This is a genomic window from Arthrobacter oryzae (assembly GCF_003634095.1).
GTDB classification, from domain to species: Bacteria; Actinomycetota; Actinomycetes; order Actinomycetales; family Micrococcaceae; genus Arthrobacter; species Arthrobacter oryzae.
Genome location: NZ_RBIR01000002.1, coordinates 55,344 through 70,639 on the forward strand (window position 1 = coordinate 55,344; position 15,296 = coordinate 70,639).

The following is a 15,296-nucleotide window of genomic DNA, read 5'->3' on the forward strand; positions in this document are numbered from 1 at the left end:
CACGGCCTCCGGGAATCATTCCCGGGCCCTCCCCTGCCGCTAGCGGCGGTTGCGTTCGCGCATGACCCGCTGGGCCTCGCGCTTGTCCTGCTGTTCGCGCAGCGTCTGGCGCTTGTCGTATTCCTTCTTACCGCGGGCGACGCCGATTTCCACCTTTGCGCGGCCGTCCACGAAGTAGAGCTGCAGCGGCACGATCGTGAACCCCGACTCGCGGATCTTGTGCGAGATTTTCGTGAGCTCGTCCCGGTGCAGCAGGAGCTTCCGGCGACGGCGTGCCGCGTGGTTGGTCCAGCTCCCCTGGTGATACTCCGGGATGTGGATGCCTTCCATCCACAGCTCGTCGTTGTAGAAGGTGCAGAACCCGTCCACCATCGAGGCATGGCCCTCGCGCAGCGACTTGACCTCGGTGCCCATCAGCGCAATGCCGGCCTCGTAGGTGTCAAGGACGTGGTAGTCGTGCCGGGCCTTGCGGTTGGTGGCCACTACCTTACGGCCACTTTCTTTGGGCACGGTAGGACTCCTCGGTTTGTGTTGGTGATTGACTCCGGCCTGGTGGGACGGAATTTTTCCAGTTCGATCTTCCAGTTTACGGCAGGGCAGCCGCCTCCGTGGATGGCACGACGCCCGCCTCAGCTGACGGCCCGGGCCGGGCTACAGCAGGGTCATGGGGTCCACGGCCCGGCCGTTGAGCCAGGTCTCGAAGTGCGCGTGGCACCCGGTGGAGTTTCCAGTGGTCCCGGAGTAGGCGATCAGCTGCCCCTGTTCAACGTGCTGGCCGACCGAGACCGTCACAGAGGTGTTGTGGTAGTAGATCGTGGTCAGGGAGTTGCCTTGGACCACGCCGTGGGAGATCTTCACCCGGTTGCCGCCGCCGTCGTCGCCCCAGCCGGCCGAGAAGACGGTGCCGGCCGCCGCGGCATACACGGGCGTGCCGCATGTGGCGCCGAAGTCGATGCCGGTGTGCATGTAGCCGCCGGTGCCGTAGAAGTCGATGGTGCCAGGCGGCGTCGCGCGCCAGCCGAATCCGGACGTGATGGGGATGTCGGCGGCGAACGGGTGCCGCAGGCCGAAGGCTGACGGTGAGCCCTGGGCCGGCGGGACGTACGGCTGGGCGGCCTGTCCCTGAGCGCGGGCAGCGGCGGCCGCCGCCTCGGCGATGCGCCGCTGTTCAGCCAGCCAGGCTTCGCGCAGCTTCCGGTCGCGTTCGGCGATGTCCGCGGCGACCGCGTCCTGCTGTGCCTTGACCTTGGCGAGCTTGCTCTGGATGGCAGGCTTGGCGGCCTGGAGCTGGGCGTCGAGCCTGGTGGTGTCGGCGATCAGCTTGTCCACCTTGGCCTTCTTGGCTTGGGCCTCGTCGCGGGCGGCCTTCTCCCGTGCCAGCGCGGCATCGGCCTTGGCCTTGAGGTCCGTGATTTCGGCCTCGACGGCGGCCAGCCGGGCCTGAGCGTTGACATTGGTCGCGCTTTGCTGGGTGAGCTTGTCCATCGCGGAGTTCTGGCTGCGCAGGGCCTGGTCCGCGAGGTCGATGGTGTCCGTCAGGCTGCGGCCCTGGTTGGAGCCGAAGAACAGCGACAGGTTGGACGGGACCCCGCCGGACATGTAGGCCTGCGTGGCGATCTGTCCGATCAGCTTCTTGGTGCTGGAAATCTTCTGCTTGTCCGCCTCGATCTGCTGGGTGATTTTGGCCTTGTTCTGCTGTGCCAGGTCCACGCGGGCCGCCAGGGCTTCGACCTCCTGAACCGCACCGGCCACCCGGCCCTGGGCATCCAGGAGGGCCTTCTGGGCGCCCGGGAGCTGCCCCTGGTACAGGACCAGGTCGGCCGCGGCCTGGGAGATCTTGGCGTCAACGAACTCAAGGGAATCCTGGACCCGTGCCGCCTGGTCCTTCAATGCAGCCTGCTGGTCTTCAAGGTCGTCGGCATACGCTAGCGACGTCGAGGCTCCCAGGCTTCCGGCAAGGACCAGCGCCAGGGTGGCGCTGATCATCCGGCTGCGGCGTCCCACCAGGCGAAGCCGGAGGGACTGCCGGAGAGGGCGGCGGGCCATTGGTGTCATAAGCATTCCCTTTTCTTTTCGCAAGGCTAGACCCGCAAGTACCGGCGGAGGGTCAGCAGGGAGGAAACTCCGGCCAGGACGACGCCCAAGCCAATCAGGGCAGGTGCCAGCATCAGGGTCTGCCCTGGCGAGATGAACGCGGTGTCCGGATACTGCTTGGACATGACCCCGCCCAGGAAGAAGTGCGCCACGGCCCACAGGGTTCCGGAGGCCAGGGCCGCGCCGATCACCGCGGCGATGACGCCCTCGAGGATGAACGGCAGTTGGATGACCATCTTGGACGCGCCTACCAAGCGCATGATGCCTGTTTCACGGCGCCGGCTGAACGCGGACAGGCGGATGGTCGTCGCGATCAGCAAGATGGCGCAGATAATCATGACCCCGGCGATGCTCACGGCCACCAGGGACGCCGCGTTCATGGCCGAGAACAAGCGCTCCAGCAGCTGGCGCTGATCGATCACGGTCTCGACGCCGGCCTGGGAGGAGAACGTCTCGCTGATGATCTCGTACTTCTCCGGGTCCTTCATGTTGATCCGGAAGGAGGCCGGAAGCTGGTCCGGGGTCACCGAGTCCACAATCGGGGAATTGGCGAACTGTTCCTTGAAATGCTTGTAAGCGTCGGTCTTGGACTCGTATTGGAAGTCGTTGACGTACTGGGCCACCGCGGGCGACTGCAGCAGCTTGCGGAGGTTGTCCTCCTGCTCCCGCGTGGCCGGCCCGGTGGCGCAGCCGGGCGCCGTCGAGCCGTCGCTGCAGAGGAAGATCGCCACCTGGACTTTGTCGTACCAGTAGCCCTTCATCTGGTTGATCTGCAGCTGGAGCATGCCGGCGGCGCCGACGAAAGTCAGGGACACGAATGTCACCAGGATGACGGAGATCACCATGGACAGGTTGCGGCGCAGGCCGCTGCCGATCTCGCTGAGAACGAATGCCAGCCTCACGCCTGCCCCTCCCCTGCGGTGCGCAGTTCGGCGGGCGCGTCGGCGCGTGCCTCGGCCCGGGAGGACGCGGCGGGCTGCTCGGTCCGGCCGCTGGCGTCGCGCAGCCGGCGCGACTGGCCCACCACCGGAATCATGGAGGTGTAGAGGGCCCTCGCTTCGTCGCGGATGATCACGCCGTTCTTGAGTTCCACCACCCGTTTGCGCATCTCGTTGACGATGTCGTCGTCGTGCGTGGCCATCACCACAGTGGTGCCGTTCTGGTTGATCTTGTCCAGCACGCCCATGATGCCCATGGAGGTGGTGGGGTCCAGGTTGCCGGTGGGCTCGTCGGCCAGGAGGATGCCGGGGCGGTTTACGACGGCGCGGGCGATCGCCACGCGCTGCTGCTCGCCGCCGGAGAGCTCGTGCGGGAGGCGGTTTTCCTTGCCTTCCAGGCCCACCGTCTTGAGGACCTCGGGAACGGTGTCCCGGATGACGCTGCGGCTCTTGCCGATGACCTGCATCGCAAAGGCGACGTTGGCGAACACGCTCTTCTGCGGCAGGAGGCGGAAGTCCTGGAAGACGACGCCGATTCCGCGCCGCAGCCGCGGTACGCGCCAGCTGGAGATGTTGGCGACGTTCTGGCCGGCGACATAGACGGCGCCGGAGGAAGCGCGGTCCTCTTTCAGGACCAGGCGCAGGAAGGTCGACTTGCCCGAGCCGGAGGCCCCGACGAGGAAGGCGAATTCGCCACGGTCGATCTCAAGGTTGATCGAATCCAGCGCCGGCCGCGCCTTCTGGTCGTAGACCTTGGTGACATTTTCGAAACGGATCATGGCCCTTAGTACCCTGCAGGACAAGGCCGCGGGGACCCGGTGCTGCTGCCGGCGCAAGGGCTTTCGTTTGGGGGAAGTAGAGCTCCGGCCCCTCGACTATACGCACGGGTAACGGCGGATCGACCGGCAGGGCGGGGTGTGTCGCGCGATTGTCAGGGACCTGCCAGCCGCGGCGCCCAGCCGGGGTGCAGGCCTACTTCTCGGCGTTGCGGTTGTCCGTCCGCCAGCGAATGCCGGCGTCGATGAAGTCGTCGATTTCGCCGTCGAACACCGCGGAGGTGTTGCCGACCTCGTGCTCGGTGCGGAGGTCCTTGACCATCTGGTACGGGTTGAGGACGTAGGAACGCATCTGGTCGCCCCACGAGGCCTTGACGTCGCCGGCGAACGCCTTCTTCTCGGCGTCTTCCTGTTCCTTCTTCAGGAGCAGCAGGCGGGACTGCAGCACGCGCAGGGCGGCGGCGCGGTTCTGCAGCTGCGATTTCTCGTTCTGCATGGACACGACCGTGCCCGTGGGGATGTGCGTCAGGCGCACCGCGGAGTCCGTGGTGTTGACCGACTGGCCGCCGGGGCCCGAGGAGCGGAACACGTCCACGCGGATCTCGTTGTCCGGGATGTCGATGGAGTCCGTCTGCTCGATCAGCGGAATCACTTCCACGGCGGCAAAGGAAGTCTGGCGGCGGCCCTGGTTGTCGAACGGGCTGATCCGGACCAGGCGGTGCGTGCCGGCTTCGACACTGAGCGTGCCGTAGGCGTAGGGGGCCTTGACCTCGAAGGTGGCGGACTTCAGCCCTGCTTCTTCGGCGTAGGAGGTGTCCATGATGGTGGTCGGGTACCCGTGGCGTTCGGCCCAGCGCAGGTACATCCGCAGCAGCATTTCGGCGAAGTCCGCCGCATCCACGCCGCCGGCGCCGGCCCGGATGGTCACCACGGCTTCGCGCTCGTCGAACTCGCCGGAGAGCAGCGTGACAACCTCGAGTTCGCCCAGCGCCTTGCGGACCGATTCCAGCTCCGCCGCGGCCTCGCCCATGGAGTCGGCGTCGTCCTCGTCCTGGCCGAGCTCCACGAGGACCTCGAGGTCATCGATCCGGGCAGTCAGCTTGTTGAGGCGCTCGAGCTCGGACTGCTTGTGCGAGAGCTTGGAGGTGATGACCTGCGCCGCGGCGGGGTCGTCCCACAGGTTGGGTTCACCGGCACGCTCGCTGAGCTCGGCGATGTCTTCCTTGAGCGCCTCGACGTTCGAGACGTTCTCGATGGACGCATAGGTGGCCCGCAGCGCGCGGATTTCAGCGGGAAAATCAATGTTTGCCATGGTTTTTTAAGCCTACGCTATGTGTCCTAGCCGCCCGACCCGCTACGTGCCTAAAGCGGGTATAGCCGGTTGCCCCATCACTTCGGGTTGCCAAATGGGCCCTTTGGCAACCCGAAGTGATAGGGCAACAGGGGTGACCGGGCAGCTCAGCGGCTGAGGCGGGACCGCGCCGTCGACGTCGCCTCGATCCGGATGCCGTCCGGAATAAGGAAGTTCACCACCGGCGGGTGCACCGCCGCACTCAGCACCACGACGGCGGTGGAACCGTCCGGGCTTCCCGTGGCCGGCGCCACGGTGAGGCTACTGAAGCGGCCGAACGCGCCGTTGCGGCCCAGATACTCGACGGCGGCGCTGCGCACCCTGGCCCCGCTGAGCACGGCGGACGGCGTGCCGCCGGCGCTGCCGAGCTGGCCGAGGGTGAAGCTGTCCGCGGCCGCCACCGAGGCGCCGTCAGCGAGAGAGAGCAGTTTCTTGTGTTCGAGGTAAAGGCTGGAGGCGGCCATGACGACGGTGGCGACCAGCAGGGCCACCAGGATGAAACCGATGCTCAGCACCAGCACCTGGCCCTCTTGGCGGCGGGGATGCAGGCGTTGGCTGCGGGGATGCAGGCGTTGGCGGCTGGCAGCGGTGCGGCGCCCGGAGTGTGGGAGTCTTCGACGCCCGGGCGCTCCGGCGGCGCTGCTCACCGGAACCTTCCCACCAGCTGCGTTGCCGATGCGCTGAGGTGGCTCGCGTTCAGATGGAGCGCATCGCTGAAGGGCACAAACGGCAGGGGCACGGTGAGGTGGACGGTGACGGTCACCGTCGAGCCCGGGGCCAGGCAGTCCGCGGGTACGCAGCTCGTGTCCATGCGCGCATTGTCCGCAGGCTGGCCGTAATCGGCGAGCGCCAGCAGCACGGCCTGCTCGGCGGCGGCCCGTGCCCTTGCCGCGTCCGGCTGGGCAACGTACACCTTGGCCGCCTGGTCTGCGGCGCCGACCACCGCGAACGAGCCGCCCTGAATCTGGCCCACGGTGATGATGAAGTAGACGAGCGGAACCATCAGCAGGAGGGACAGGAAGACAAACTCGACCACAGCATTTCCCTGCTCCGCCCGTTCATGGCTGGATGGCCGCATGACCGTTCACCTCCAGAAACGCCTGCGGGCCGATGAAGCCGATGACCGGCAAGGGTGCGCGGACTGTCACTTCCAGGGTGCGGATGCCCTGGAACATAGATTCGCTTGTGGTGACGTCGCGGGCGAACTCGGGGTTGAGCGCCGCTGTGATCAGCTGGACGGTCCGGTCCTTGGCGTCCCCGGCGCTTCGGTCGGCCAGCGTGCCGTATCTGGCGCCTGAGGCGGCGGCGTCGATCAGCGTGTTCCGGACGTGCTGGATCAGGGTGAGCTGGACGATCGCGAGGAAGAACAGCGTCAGCAACGCGCCGATCAGCACGAAGTCCACCACGGCGGCGCCATGTTCAGGGTCGCTGCCGTGGTCAAAGTCCGTGCCGCGGCTACGGTTGGCCGCGCTTGGGCTGCCGTTGCCGATACGGACTTCGCGGGCCCGCACCACGGGTTACTGTCCGACCTTATCCATGGCCTGGTTGAAGAGTCCCTCCAGCGCCGGACCGGCGAGGGCCAGGAGGGCGGCCACCAGGACTGCCGACATGAGGGTGATCATCACCCAGCCCGGGACGTCGCCCCGCTCGGGATGACCTGCTCCCCCGGTTGTGCCGTTCCGCTGCCCTGATCGCCGCGCAGCCGGCCACCGGGTTGTCATGCTCATCGCTCCCAATGCACCCAACGCACAAGCCATGAACGCCATACGGGTTCCGAAGTTCCTCACAGTGCCCTCTTTCCTGTTGGTCCAGTCCCTCTGTTTTCCTTGGTTTTCCAGTCTCTAGATCGGTGGTCTGCCTAGAGTCCGAGACTGATCGCGGCCAGGCCGGGGAAGACGGCGAAAATGACCGTGAGCGGAAGCACGCCGAAGACGAGCGGCACCATCATCCCGATTTCTTTTTTGCCGGCGGACTCCATGAGGTCCCTCTTGGCCGTGTCCCGGACATCCTGCGCCTGCGCCCGGAGAACGTCGGCGAGGGGCGTTCCGCGTTCCACTGCCACAATTACTCCGTCAACAAAGCGGACCAGCGCCCCTTGATCTGTTCGGGAAGAGAACTCCCGCAGGGCTTCGACGAGGGGCTTGCCGGCGCGGGTCTCGGCGAGGACCCGGTTGAATTCTTGCGAGAGTTCGCCCCGGGCGCTGCGGCAGACCCGGTCCAGCGCGCCGGTGGCGCTTTCGCCGGCGCTGACGGCCAGAGCCATGAGCTCTGCGATGCTGGGAAACTCCGCCATCATCCTGGCTTCCCGTTTCTTGATGTGAACGCCCAGCAGGTAGTCCCGAAGCAGGAACCCGCCGGCGGCGCTCCCCAGCACGGCCACGACTGCGACGAACGGGCTGAAGCGGCCCATGGAAGCGGCGAGCGCGGCGATGGCGACGGCGAGGACGAAGCCGCCGGCGGCCCATAGGAGCTGCTCGGCCCGGAAGTCCACCGCCGTCTTGGCGCTGCCGGCGCGGGCAAGCCTGCGGTTCAATGCCGTGGCGCCAAGGTTGATTCGGCCCAAGGACCTGACACCATCGCGGATCGCCGGGCGGAGTATCCGCTCCAGCGGCCCAAACGGGGTGATATTCCTCGGGGCGGTGCGCAACAGCCGGGATTCAAGATTGTGGGTTCTCAGCTGCGGACCAATCCGTTCGACGAACGTCGTCGGACGCATGAAGGGAAGCCGCACGAGGAACAGCCAGAGACCGGTGCCCAAGACTGCCCCGCACACCATGGCCCCCGCCATCAGCCCCGTCATCGGAGCACCCTCCGTTCTTCCGGCAGTGCGCCGATACGCAACATCATGGCGTAGGAAGCCAGCGAGACCGCCAGTCCGCCGAGAAGCACGGCGGCCCCAGCCGTGGTGTTGTAGGCAATTACCGCCTCTGGACGGCTTGCCAGCAACACCAGGACAATCCAAGGAGCAGCCACGGCCAGGCGCGCGGCATTGACAGTCCAGGACTGCCTTGCTTCCAGCTCGCTCCTGGTCCTGGCGCTTTCCCGCAGGAACTCCGCGAGGGTTCCCAACAGCCTGCCCAGATCCGAGCCGCCCACCTCCCGGGTGAGCCGGAGCGCCTCGACGATCCGGTCCGCCACGGGATCAGCCAGACGTTCCTTGAGCCGGGTCAGCGACGGATCAAACTGGCCTCCCGAACGGTAATCAGAGCCGAAGTCCACAAACACGTGGCGAAGCTCCTCCGGCCCCTTTTCGCCGAGCTGAATGAGGGCCTCAGGCAGTGACAAGCCTGCCCTAATGGCCGACCGGAGATGATCTACGACGTCGGGCCACAACTGGCGGAGGACAGCCGTGCGCTTTCTCGCACGCCACCGAACCATGGCCATCGGCAGCCAGCCGCCGAACAAGCCAAAGCAACCCGCGATGGGCCCGGACCCTGTCGCTGCGAAGAATGCGAGGGTCGTGAAGACCCCGACCCCAAAACACGAGGCGACCAGGCCCGCCGCGCTGACCTTTTCAATGCCGGCAGTCCGCAACAGGTCTTCAAGCCGGCTCGTCCGTGGTTTGCGCGGTGCAGTCTCGGGCTTTTCCCATGCGGACCACCAGATCAACAGAAGCCCCGCGCCGCCCAGCATTCCCAGGAGCGGCGCCATCAGCGCGGCTCCAGCAGCGCCGCGACGTCGAACCCGGAGCGGGCAAACTTTTCTGCGGCGGGCATGGAGGTGGCCGTGGGCAGGAGCTGCCCGTCCGACATCGTGAACACCATGGAGGACTCGATGATGCCGTTCTCCACCCGGCGGCCCAATGAGAGGATCTCCGTGACCTGCCTGCGCCCGTTGGCGTGCCTGCTGCAGTGGACCACCAGATCAATGCAGGATGCCACTGTGGGCACGACGAAGGCACTCGAAATGTTGTCGCCGGCGAGCAGTGGGAGCGTGCAGATCTTCGTCACCGCGTCGTGTGCAGAGTTCGCATGCACGGTACACATTCCGGGCATGCCGGAATTTAAGGCGATGAGCATGTCCAGGCTCTCGGCTTCCCGGACCTCGCCGACCACCAGCCGGTCCGGCCTCATCCGCAGCGCCTCCTTGACCAGGCGCCGCAGCGGTATCTCGCCCTGGCCCTCCAGATTCGGCTGCCGGCATTGGAGGCCCACCACGTCGCGGAGCGGAAACTGCAGCTCGAAAATCTCCTCCACCGTGATGACGCGCTCGCGGGTGCCGATGCTCGCGGCGAGGCAGTTGAGCATGGTGGTCTTGCCGGCCTGGGTGGCGCCCGAGACCAGGATGTTGAGTCCGCTGGCGACGGCTGCGCCGAGAAACCGGGCCGCCTGCGGGGTCAGCGTTCCCAGCTCCACCAGGTGTTCCAGCCGGCTGGCTTTGACCACGAATTTGCGAATATTGATGGCCCAGTGGCGCCGGGTGACATCCGGGATGACGACGTGGAGTCGCGAGCCGTCCGGGAGCGCCGCGTCCACGAACGGGGAGGACATGTCCAGCCGCCGGCCGGAGCTCTTGAGCATCCGTTCCACAAGGTCCCGGACCTGCTGATCCGTCAGCGTCACGGAGGTCAGTTCGGATTCGCCGTTGCGCGCCACGTAGATCTCGTTCGGGGCATTCAGCCAGATTTCCTCGATGCCTGGATCGTCCAGGAGCGGCTGCAGCGTGCCGAACCCGGCCACAGCGTCAAAGACGAATCTGCGGGCCTGCTCCAGCGGGCCGATGGGCGGAAGCGGCGCGAGCAGCGCCCGCTCGTCGTAGTCGCTGATTGCCTCCTCCACGAGGCGGCGGACCTCCCCGCTCTGGCGCAGGGGATCCAGCCCACGGCGACGGATCAACTCACGGACTTCGTCCTCGACGATGCGCACGGCTTCCACGGTGCCCCCAACATGACCGCTACCCATCCCCCTGGGGCAGTGCAACTGGGTTAAAACTAGAGGAGCCCGGTCGTTCCGACAAGGGCGCCAACGACGCGTGTGGATAAGTTCGCGGCAGCGGGCCCGGATCACCTCGCTCAAGGACGCTCGACTAGACTCGGACATTAGCTAACAGAAAGGTCGAAAGTGCCACACCTGAGCGTGCTGATCCCCGTCAAGGACGGGATGCCCTACCTGAAGTCAACCGTTGCCAGCACGCTGCGTGCGATGCCGCGGGACTCCGAGCTCCTCGTTCTGGACGACGGCAGCACCGACGGCACCGGCGCCTTCCTCGCGGGCTTGAGTGACAAACGGCTCAAGGTCTTCCGCAATGAGCAGTCAGCCGGCGTCGCTGCTGCTTCGACCGCGCTGCTCTCGCATGCCAGCGGCGAACACGTGGCCCGCATCGACGGCGACGATATCTGCCTGCCGTGGCGGTTCGCGGTTCAGCGGCGTGCCCTCGACGGCGTGGACATGGTCTTCTCGCAGGCCCTCATGATCAACGCCAAGAACGTCCCGTTCAAGCCACGCTTCGAGCCGGGCATCTCCGCTGAGGCCATGCCGCTGCACCTCATGCTGACGAACGTGCTGATGAACCCGACCATGTACGCCTCGCGCGCCGCCCTGGAGTCGCTCGGCGGGTACCAGGCGACCCCGGCGGAGGACTATGACCTGTGGCTTCGTGCCGCGACGGCGGGGCTGCGCATGCGCCGCATCCCGCGGCTGCCAACCATTGCCTACCGCCGCCACCAGACCCAGCTCAGCCAGACCCGGGCCTGGTCGGACGAAAACGGGGACAAGATCCTCGCGGAATCGTTCAGCAAGCTGGCCGCGGACCGGATCGGGTTCCACGGATCGGCTTCCACCGTCCTTTACAACCGCCCGGCGGCCGGAAAACCGTACCCGGAGGACCCCGACATCGCGGAATTTGTCCGGTGCATGATGGAGGCGGCCAGCCGGCTTGGCGAGAACGACCGACGCGGCGTCGAGGCGCGGCTGTTGGCCAGCTACCGCCTCTGACCGGCTTGACCCCGGCTAGTCGGCCTTGATTCCGGCGGGCTCGGCAACCGCGTTGTAGCCCTGCGGGTTATTGCTTTGCCAGCGCCAGTGGTCCTCGCACATCTGTGCGAGGCTGCGGTGCGCGGACCAGCCCAGATCCGCCAGGGCAGCCGAGGGGTCGGCGTAGCTGACGGCGGCGTCGCCCGGGCGGCGGGGCGCGAAGTCGTACGGCACCGGATGCCCGGCCGCCGTGACGAACGCCTCGATGACCTCGAGCACGGAGGAGCCCCGGCCGGTGCCAAGGTTCCAGCGGAACACCCCGGCCTTGTCACCGAGGTAGCCCAAGGCGGCCAAGTGGCCGGCCGCGAGGTCCATCACGTGGATGTAGTCCCGCACTCCCGTGCCATCCGGCGTCGGGTAGTCGTTGCCGAACACCATGACCTTTTCGCGGCGGCCCACGGCCACCTGGGCCACAAACGGCAGCAGGTTGTTGGGGATCCCGCTGGGGTCCTCGCCGATCAGGCCGGACTCGTGGGCGCCCACCGGGTTAAAGTAGCGCAGCAGCGCGATGCTCCAGCGGGGATCAGCGGCCCCGAGGTCGGTGAGGATGTCCTCGATCTGTTCCTTGGTGCGGCCGTACGGGTTGGTGGCGTCCAGCGGCGCCTTCTCGATGAGGGGAACTTCATCTGAGGCACCGTAGACGGTGGCGGAGGAGCTGAAGACCAGGCGGCGTACCCCGGCAGCGTCCATACTGTGCAGCAGGTTAAGGGTGCCCACGACATTGTTCTGGTAGTACATCAGGGGTTTCTCGACCGATTCCCCCACGGCCTTGAGCCCGGCGAAGTGGATCACTGCCTCGAAGCCGCCCTCGGCGAAAACGGCGTCGACGCCGGGAGCGTCAAGAAGGTCAACCTCCCGGAAGTCAACGGTTTTGCCTGTGAGCCGCTCCACGCGGCGCAGGGACTCCGCATTCGAATTCATCAGGTTGTCCAGCACCACAACCTCGTGCCCCGCTTCGAGGAGGGACAGCGTCGTGTGAGATCCGATGTAGCCGGCGCCGCCGGTAACCAATACCTTCATGCATGACAGCTTAGAAGGATCGGCCGGCCACTGCGAACTCGACCGGGGCCCGCCAGGCCAGCATTCCCAGAGACAACGGGCTCCCGGACAGCCCACTAATTTCACGCTTCCGACGGGAAGCTTCGATGCCGCCCGCCACTTCAGAAACATCAGGAACAATGGCCACACTGGTTACACGGTGTTAGGGTAAGCCCGTTAAGTCAGACATTCTCATCGTTCGGTGGCCCCCTCGCGGATCCGAATTCATCTGAGACATATATGCCGCGCTTGCGAAGCGCACCATCGTTCCGGAGCAGAATATGAAGCGGACCCAACTTCCCCACGGCAACGATTTCCGAAGGCGCGCCGGGACCGCATTGTTGCTGGTTTCCCTGCTGGCAGGTCCCGGATTGGCAGCGCCGGCGACGGCCGCCGAAGCACCGAGCCCAGGTGTTGCGACGCCGACGCCGGCCACTGCTTCCACGCCAACGCCGACGCCTGCTGCGTCAGCCGTTGCCACGGCGACGGCGACTGCCACAGCCACTGCGACGGCACAGGCATCGGCGCTGACGGCTCCCAAACCCGCGCCATCACCAACCGCCACTGCCCCGACGTCGAATTCGCCTGCACCCTCCGGCGCACCGGATCGGGCTGCGATGGCCGCTGCGGTCGGCGCGGGGGGCGCCGAGATGGGGCAGCGGTCCGCCCGCGTTACGGGCACAGCCGCCGCAGGTCCCGGCACCAGCAGCAAGACCCTGACCACCGAGGCCCTGACAACACAAAGCACCTGGCAGCCGACGTTCGGCGTCCAGGGTCTTGATGTCAGCGGCCATCAGACCTCGGTCGACTGGCAGCAGCAGTGGAACGCGGGGGCACGTTTCGCCTACGTCAAGGCGACAGAAGGCAACTATTACGCCAGCGAGACCTTCGCCTCCCAGTATCAAGGTTCCCGCAGTGTCGGGATGGTCCGCGGCGCCTATCACTTCGCGATTCCCAATTGGTCCACCGGGGCCGATCAAGCACGCTACTTCGTCAACAACGGTGGCGGATGGAGCGCGGACGGTTACACGATGCCTCCGGTCCTCGATTTCGAGTTCAACCCCTATGCCGGCCGCACCATCAACGGCTTCAACTTTGGAAACACCTGCTATGGCATGTCTGCTGCCCAGCTAGCCTCCTGGGTGCGGGACTTTGGCAACACCATGCTTTCGCTGACGGGCCGCCTGCCCGTGATTTACACCAACACATCATGGTGGAACCAGTGCCTCGGAAATGCTTCAGGATTCGGGAACTACCCGCTGTGGGTGGCCTCCTACCCGACAACCGCGTCGAACGACGCCGGGCCCATACCCTCCAGCTGGGGCAACTACAGCATCTGGCAGTACAGCAGTTTGGGGCCCTTTAACGGTGACTCGAATGTCTGGAACGGTGACTACGCGGGGCTGAAAACGTTCGCATCCGGCTTCGTCGTCACCGGAGGGATCGGGGCCGCGTGGGCTGCAGTCGGTGGCGGCGGCGGGAAACTGGGGTATCCAACCAGCAATGAGATCTGCGGGCTGACCGGCGGCGGCTGCTACCAGCGCTTCCAGGGCGGCACCATCCACTGGTCCCCCGCCACCGGGGCCCACGCCACGTGGGGCGCCATCCGCTCGACCTGGGGCTCCCTCGGCTTCGAAAACGGCAAACTCGGCTACCCCGTCACCAACGAGACCTGCGGCCTGACCGGTGGAGGCTGTTACCAGGGCTTCCAGGGCGGCACCATCCACTGGACCACCGGCACCGGCGCCGTCGCCACCTGGGGTGCCATCCATGCGACCTGGGGCTCCCTCGGCTTCGAAACGGGCAAACTCGGCTACCCCACCAGCAATGAGACCTGCGGGCTGGTCAATGGCGGCTGCTACCAGGGTTTCCAAGGCGGCACCATCCATTGGTCCCCCGCGACCGGCGCCGTCGCCACCTGGGGTGCCATTCGCTCAACGTGGGGCGCCCTCGGCTACGAAAACGGCAAACTCGGCTACCCGACGGGCAATGAGACCTGCGGCCTGACCGGCGGCGGCTGCTACCAAGGCTTCCAGGGCGGCACCATCCACTGGTCCCCTGCCACTGGCGCCTACGCCACCTGGGGCGCCATCCGCTCGACCTGGGGATCCCTCGGTTTTGAAAACGGCAAACTCGGCTACCCCGTCACCAACGAGATCTGCGGACTGACCGGTGGCGGCTGCTACCAGGGTTTCCAGGGCGGCACCATCCATTGGTCCCCCGGCACCGGCGCCTACGCCACGTCCGGACCCATCCGGGCGGCCTGGGGCTCCCTCGGCTATGAAAACGGCAAACTCGGCTATCCGGCGAGCAACGAGATGTGCGGCTTGACCGGCGGCGGCTGCTACCAGCGCTTCCAGGGCGGCACCATCCACTGGACGCCCGGCAGCGGCGCCTACGCCACGTGGGGCGCCATCCGGGCGGCCTGGGGCTCCCTCGGTTATGAAAACGGCAAACTCGGCTACCCGATGAGCAACGAGGCCTGCGGTTTGACCGGCGGCGGCTGCTACCAGACATTCCAGGGCGGCACCATCCACTGGTCCCCCGCCACCGGCGCCTACGCCACCTGGGGCGCCATCCGCTCGACCTGGGGATCCCTCGGTTACGAAAACAGCAAACTCGGTTACCCCACCGGCAACGAAATCTGTGGCCTGACCGGCGGCGGCTGCTACCAGACATTCCAGGGCGGCACCATCCACTGGTCCCCCGCCACGGGCGCCTACGCCACGTGGGGAGCCATCCGCACGACCTGGGGCTCCCTCGGATACGAAAACGGCAAACTCGGCTACCCCACCGGCAACGAAATTTGTGGCCTGACCGGCGGCGGCTGCGACCAGAGCTTCCAGGGCGGCACCATCCGCTGGTCCCCCGCCACCGGCACAGCGGTTTCCTTCAAGTGAATCTGTTCCGATAGCCAGGCGGGCCGCACCCGGCTGACACCTGCCGACCGGCCTGCCGACGCCTGCGTCAGGACCATCACTCACATATCAGAGACACCACCCGTCACTCTGGTATCACAGCCGATCCGGTGCTATCGTTTCCGCGTCAAGACCAACCGAATTGACATATCGGCCTCCGACTGGCGGACGACCGGTCATGGTGAAACAGGTAGCGTGTTTGCTGAGCA

15 protein-coding genes are annotated in these 15,296 nt (G+C 66.4%); 2 read left to right on the forward strand and 13 right to left on the reverse strand.

The window, feature by feature from the left end:
- Positions 1 to 39: 39 nt before the first annotated feature.
- From smpB to C8D78_RS04680, 12 genes are all read right to left on the reverse strand, one after another.
- Positions 40 to 510 (reverse strand): SsrA-binding protein SmpB, encoded by a 471-nt coding sequence (gene smpB, locus C8D78_RS04625; protein WP_120950748.1) that lies wholly within the window; start codon positions 508 to 510, stop codon positions 40 to 42.
- 141 nt (positions 511 to 651) lie between these two features.
- Positions 652 to 2,055, reverse strand: coding sequence for a M23 family metallopeptidase (locus C8D78_RS04630; RefSeq protein ID WP_120950749.1), 1,404 nt, complete (start codon positions 2,053 to 2,055; stop codon positions 652 to 654).
- A 26-nt stretch (positions 2,056 to 2,081) separates the two neighbouring features.
- Positions 2,082 to 2,996, reverse strand: coding sequence for a permease-like cell division protein FtsX (gene ftsX / locus C8D78_RS04635; protein ID WP_120950750.1), 915 nt, complete (start codon positions 2,994 to 2,996; stop codon positions 2,082 to 2,084).
- A complete protein-coding gene (ftsE, locus tag C8D78_RS04640; protein WP_120950751.1) occupies positions 2,993 to 3,811 on the reverse strand; it encodes a cell division ATP-binding protein FtsE in 819 nt (272 codons plus the stop codon). Before ftsE ends, ftsX begins: the two co-directional genes overlap by 4 nt.
- Positions 3,812 to 4,004: 193 nt before the next feature.
- Positions 4,005 to 5,120, reverse strand: a complete 1,116-nt coding sequence (gene prfB / locus C8D78_RS04645) for a peptide chain release factor 2 (RefSeq protein WP_120950752.1) — start codon at positions 5,118 to 5,120, stop codon at positions 4,005 to 4,007.
- A gap of 146 nt (positions 5,121 to 5,266) precedes the next feature.
- Entirely contained in the window at positions 5,267 to 5,680 is a 414-nt protein-coding gene (locus tag C8D78_RS04650; RefSeq protein ID WP_120950753.1) for a pilus assembly protein TadG-related protein, read from the reverse strand.
- A 122-nt stretch (positions 5,681 to 5,802) separates the two neighbouring features.
- Positions 5,803 to 6,237, reverse strand: a complete 435-nt coding sequence (locus C8D78_RS04655; RefSeq protein ID WP_120950754.1) for a hypothetical protein — start codon at positions 6,235 to 6,237, stop codon at positions 5,803 to 5,805.
- On the reverse strand, positions 6,218 to 6,565 hold the full coding sequence (locus tag C8D78_RS04660) for a TadE family protein (protein ID WP_244208296.1): 348 nt from the start codon (positions 6,563 to 6,565) through the stop codon (positions 6,218 to 6,220). Before C8D78_RS04660 ends, C8D78_RS04655 begins: the two co-directional genes overlap by 20 nt.
- Positions 6,566 to 6,676: 111 nt before the next feature.
- Positions 6,677 to 6,886 carry a hypothetical protein gene (locus tag C8D78_RS04665; RefSeq protein WP_244208259.1) on the reverse strand — a complete coding sequence of 70 codons (210 nt, stop codon included), beginning with the start codon at positions 6,884 to 6,886 and terminating at the stop codon, positions 6,677 to 6,679.
- 131 nt (positions 6,887 to 7,017) lie between these two features.
- Entirely contained in the window at positions 7,018 to 7,959 is a 942-nt protein-coding gene (locus C8D78_RS04670) for a type II secretion system F family protein (protein WP_120950756.1), read from the reverse strand.
- Entirely contained in the window at positions 7,956 to 8,810 is an 855-nt protein-coding gene (locus tag C8D78_RS04675; RefSeq protein WP_120950757.1) for a type II secretion system F family protein, read from the reverse strand. The genes C8D78_RS04670 and C8D78_RS04675 overlap by 4 nt, the downstream gene beginning before the upstream one ends.
- The gene (locus tag C8D78_RS04680) at positions 8,810 to 10,033 is read right to left on the reverse strand and encodes a TadA family conjugal transfer-associated ATPase (RefSeq protein ID WP_120950758.1); all 1,224 of its coding nucleotides are present in this window, start codon (positions 10,031 to 10,033) and stop codon (positions 8,810 to 8,812) included. Before C8D78_RS04680 ends, C8D78_RS04675 begins: the two co-directional genes overlap by 1 nt.
- 186 nt (positions 10,034 to 10,219) lie before the next feature.
- On the opposite strand from C8D78_RS04680, the gene C8D78_RS04685 reads away from it, so the two are divergent.
- On the forward strand, positions 10,220 to 11,092 hold the full coding sequence (locus C8D78_RS04685) for a glycosyltransferase family 2 protein (RefSeq protein ID WP_147429549.1): 873 nt from the start codon (positions 10,220 to 10,222) through the stop codon (positions 11,090 to 11,092).
- A gap of 15 nt (positions 11,093 to 11,107) precedes the next feature.
- Here C8D78_RS04685 and galE read toward each other — a convergent pair whose 3' ends face one another.
- Positions 11,108 to 12,151, reverse strand: coding sequence for a UDP-glucose 4-epimerase GalE (galE, locus tag C8D78_RS04690; protein ID WP_120950760.1), 1,044 nt, complete (start codon positions 12,149 to 12,151; stop codon positions 11,108 to 11,110).
- 299 nt (positions 12,152 to 12,450) lie between these two features.
- Between galE and C8D78_RS04695 the strand changes: the two genes are divergently transcribed.
- Entirely contained in the window at positions 12,451 to 15,069 is a 2,619-nt protein-coding gene (locus C8D78_RS04695; protein WP_120950761.1) for a GH25 family lysozyme, read from the forward strand.
- Positions 15,070 to 15,296 lie beyond the last annotated feature (227 nt).

What these genes read in the sequence shown, in the direction of transcription:
- C8D78_RS04630 (WP_120950749.1), bottom strand. Translation starts at nt 2,055, where the DNA reads ATGACACCAATGGCCCGCCGCCCTCTCCGGCAGTCCCTCCGGCTTCGC.
- ftsE (WP_120950751.1), bottom strand. Translation starts at nt 3,811, where the DNA reads ATGATCCGTTTCGAAAATGTCACCAAGGTCTACGACCAGAAGGCGCGG.
- prfB (WP_120950752.1), bottom strand. Translation starts at nt 5,120, where the DNA reads ATGGCAAACATTGATTTTCCCGCTGAAATCCGCGCGCTGCGGGCCACC.
- C8D78_RS04655 (WP_120950754.1), bottom strand. Translation starts at nt 6,237, where the DNA reads ATGCGGCCATCCAGCCATGAACGGGCGGAGCAGGGAAATGCTGTGGTC.
- C8D78_RS04665 (WP_244208259.1), bottom strand. Translation starts at nt 6,886, where the DNA reads ATGAGCATGACAACCCGGTGGCCGGCTGCGCGGCGATCAGGGCAGCGG.
- C8D78_RS04670 (WP_120950756.1), bottom strand. Translation starts at nt 7,959, where the DNA reads ATGACGGGGCTGATGGCGGGGGCCATGGTGTGCGGGGCAGTCTTGGGC.
- C8D78_RS04675 (WP_120950757.1), bottom strand. Translation starts at nt 8,810, where the DNA reads ATGGCGCCGCTCCTGGGAATGCTGGGCGGCGCGGGGCTTCTGTTGATC.
- galE (WP_120950760.1), bottom strand. Translation starts at nt 12,151, where the DNA reads ATGAAGGTATTGGTTACCGGCGGCGCCGGCTACATCGGATCTCACACG.
- C8D78_RS04695 (WP_120950761.1), top strand. Translation starts at nt 12,451, where the DNA reads ATGAAGCGGACCCAACTTCCCCACGGCAACGATTTCCGAAGGCGCGCC.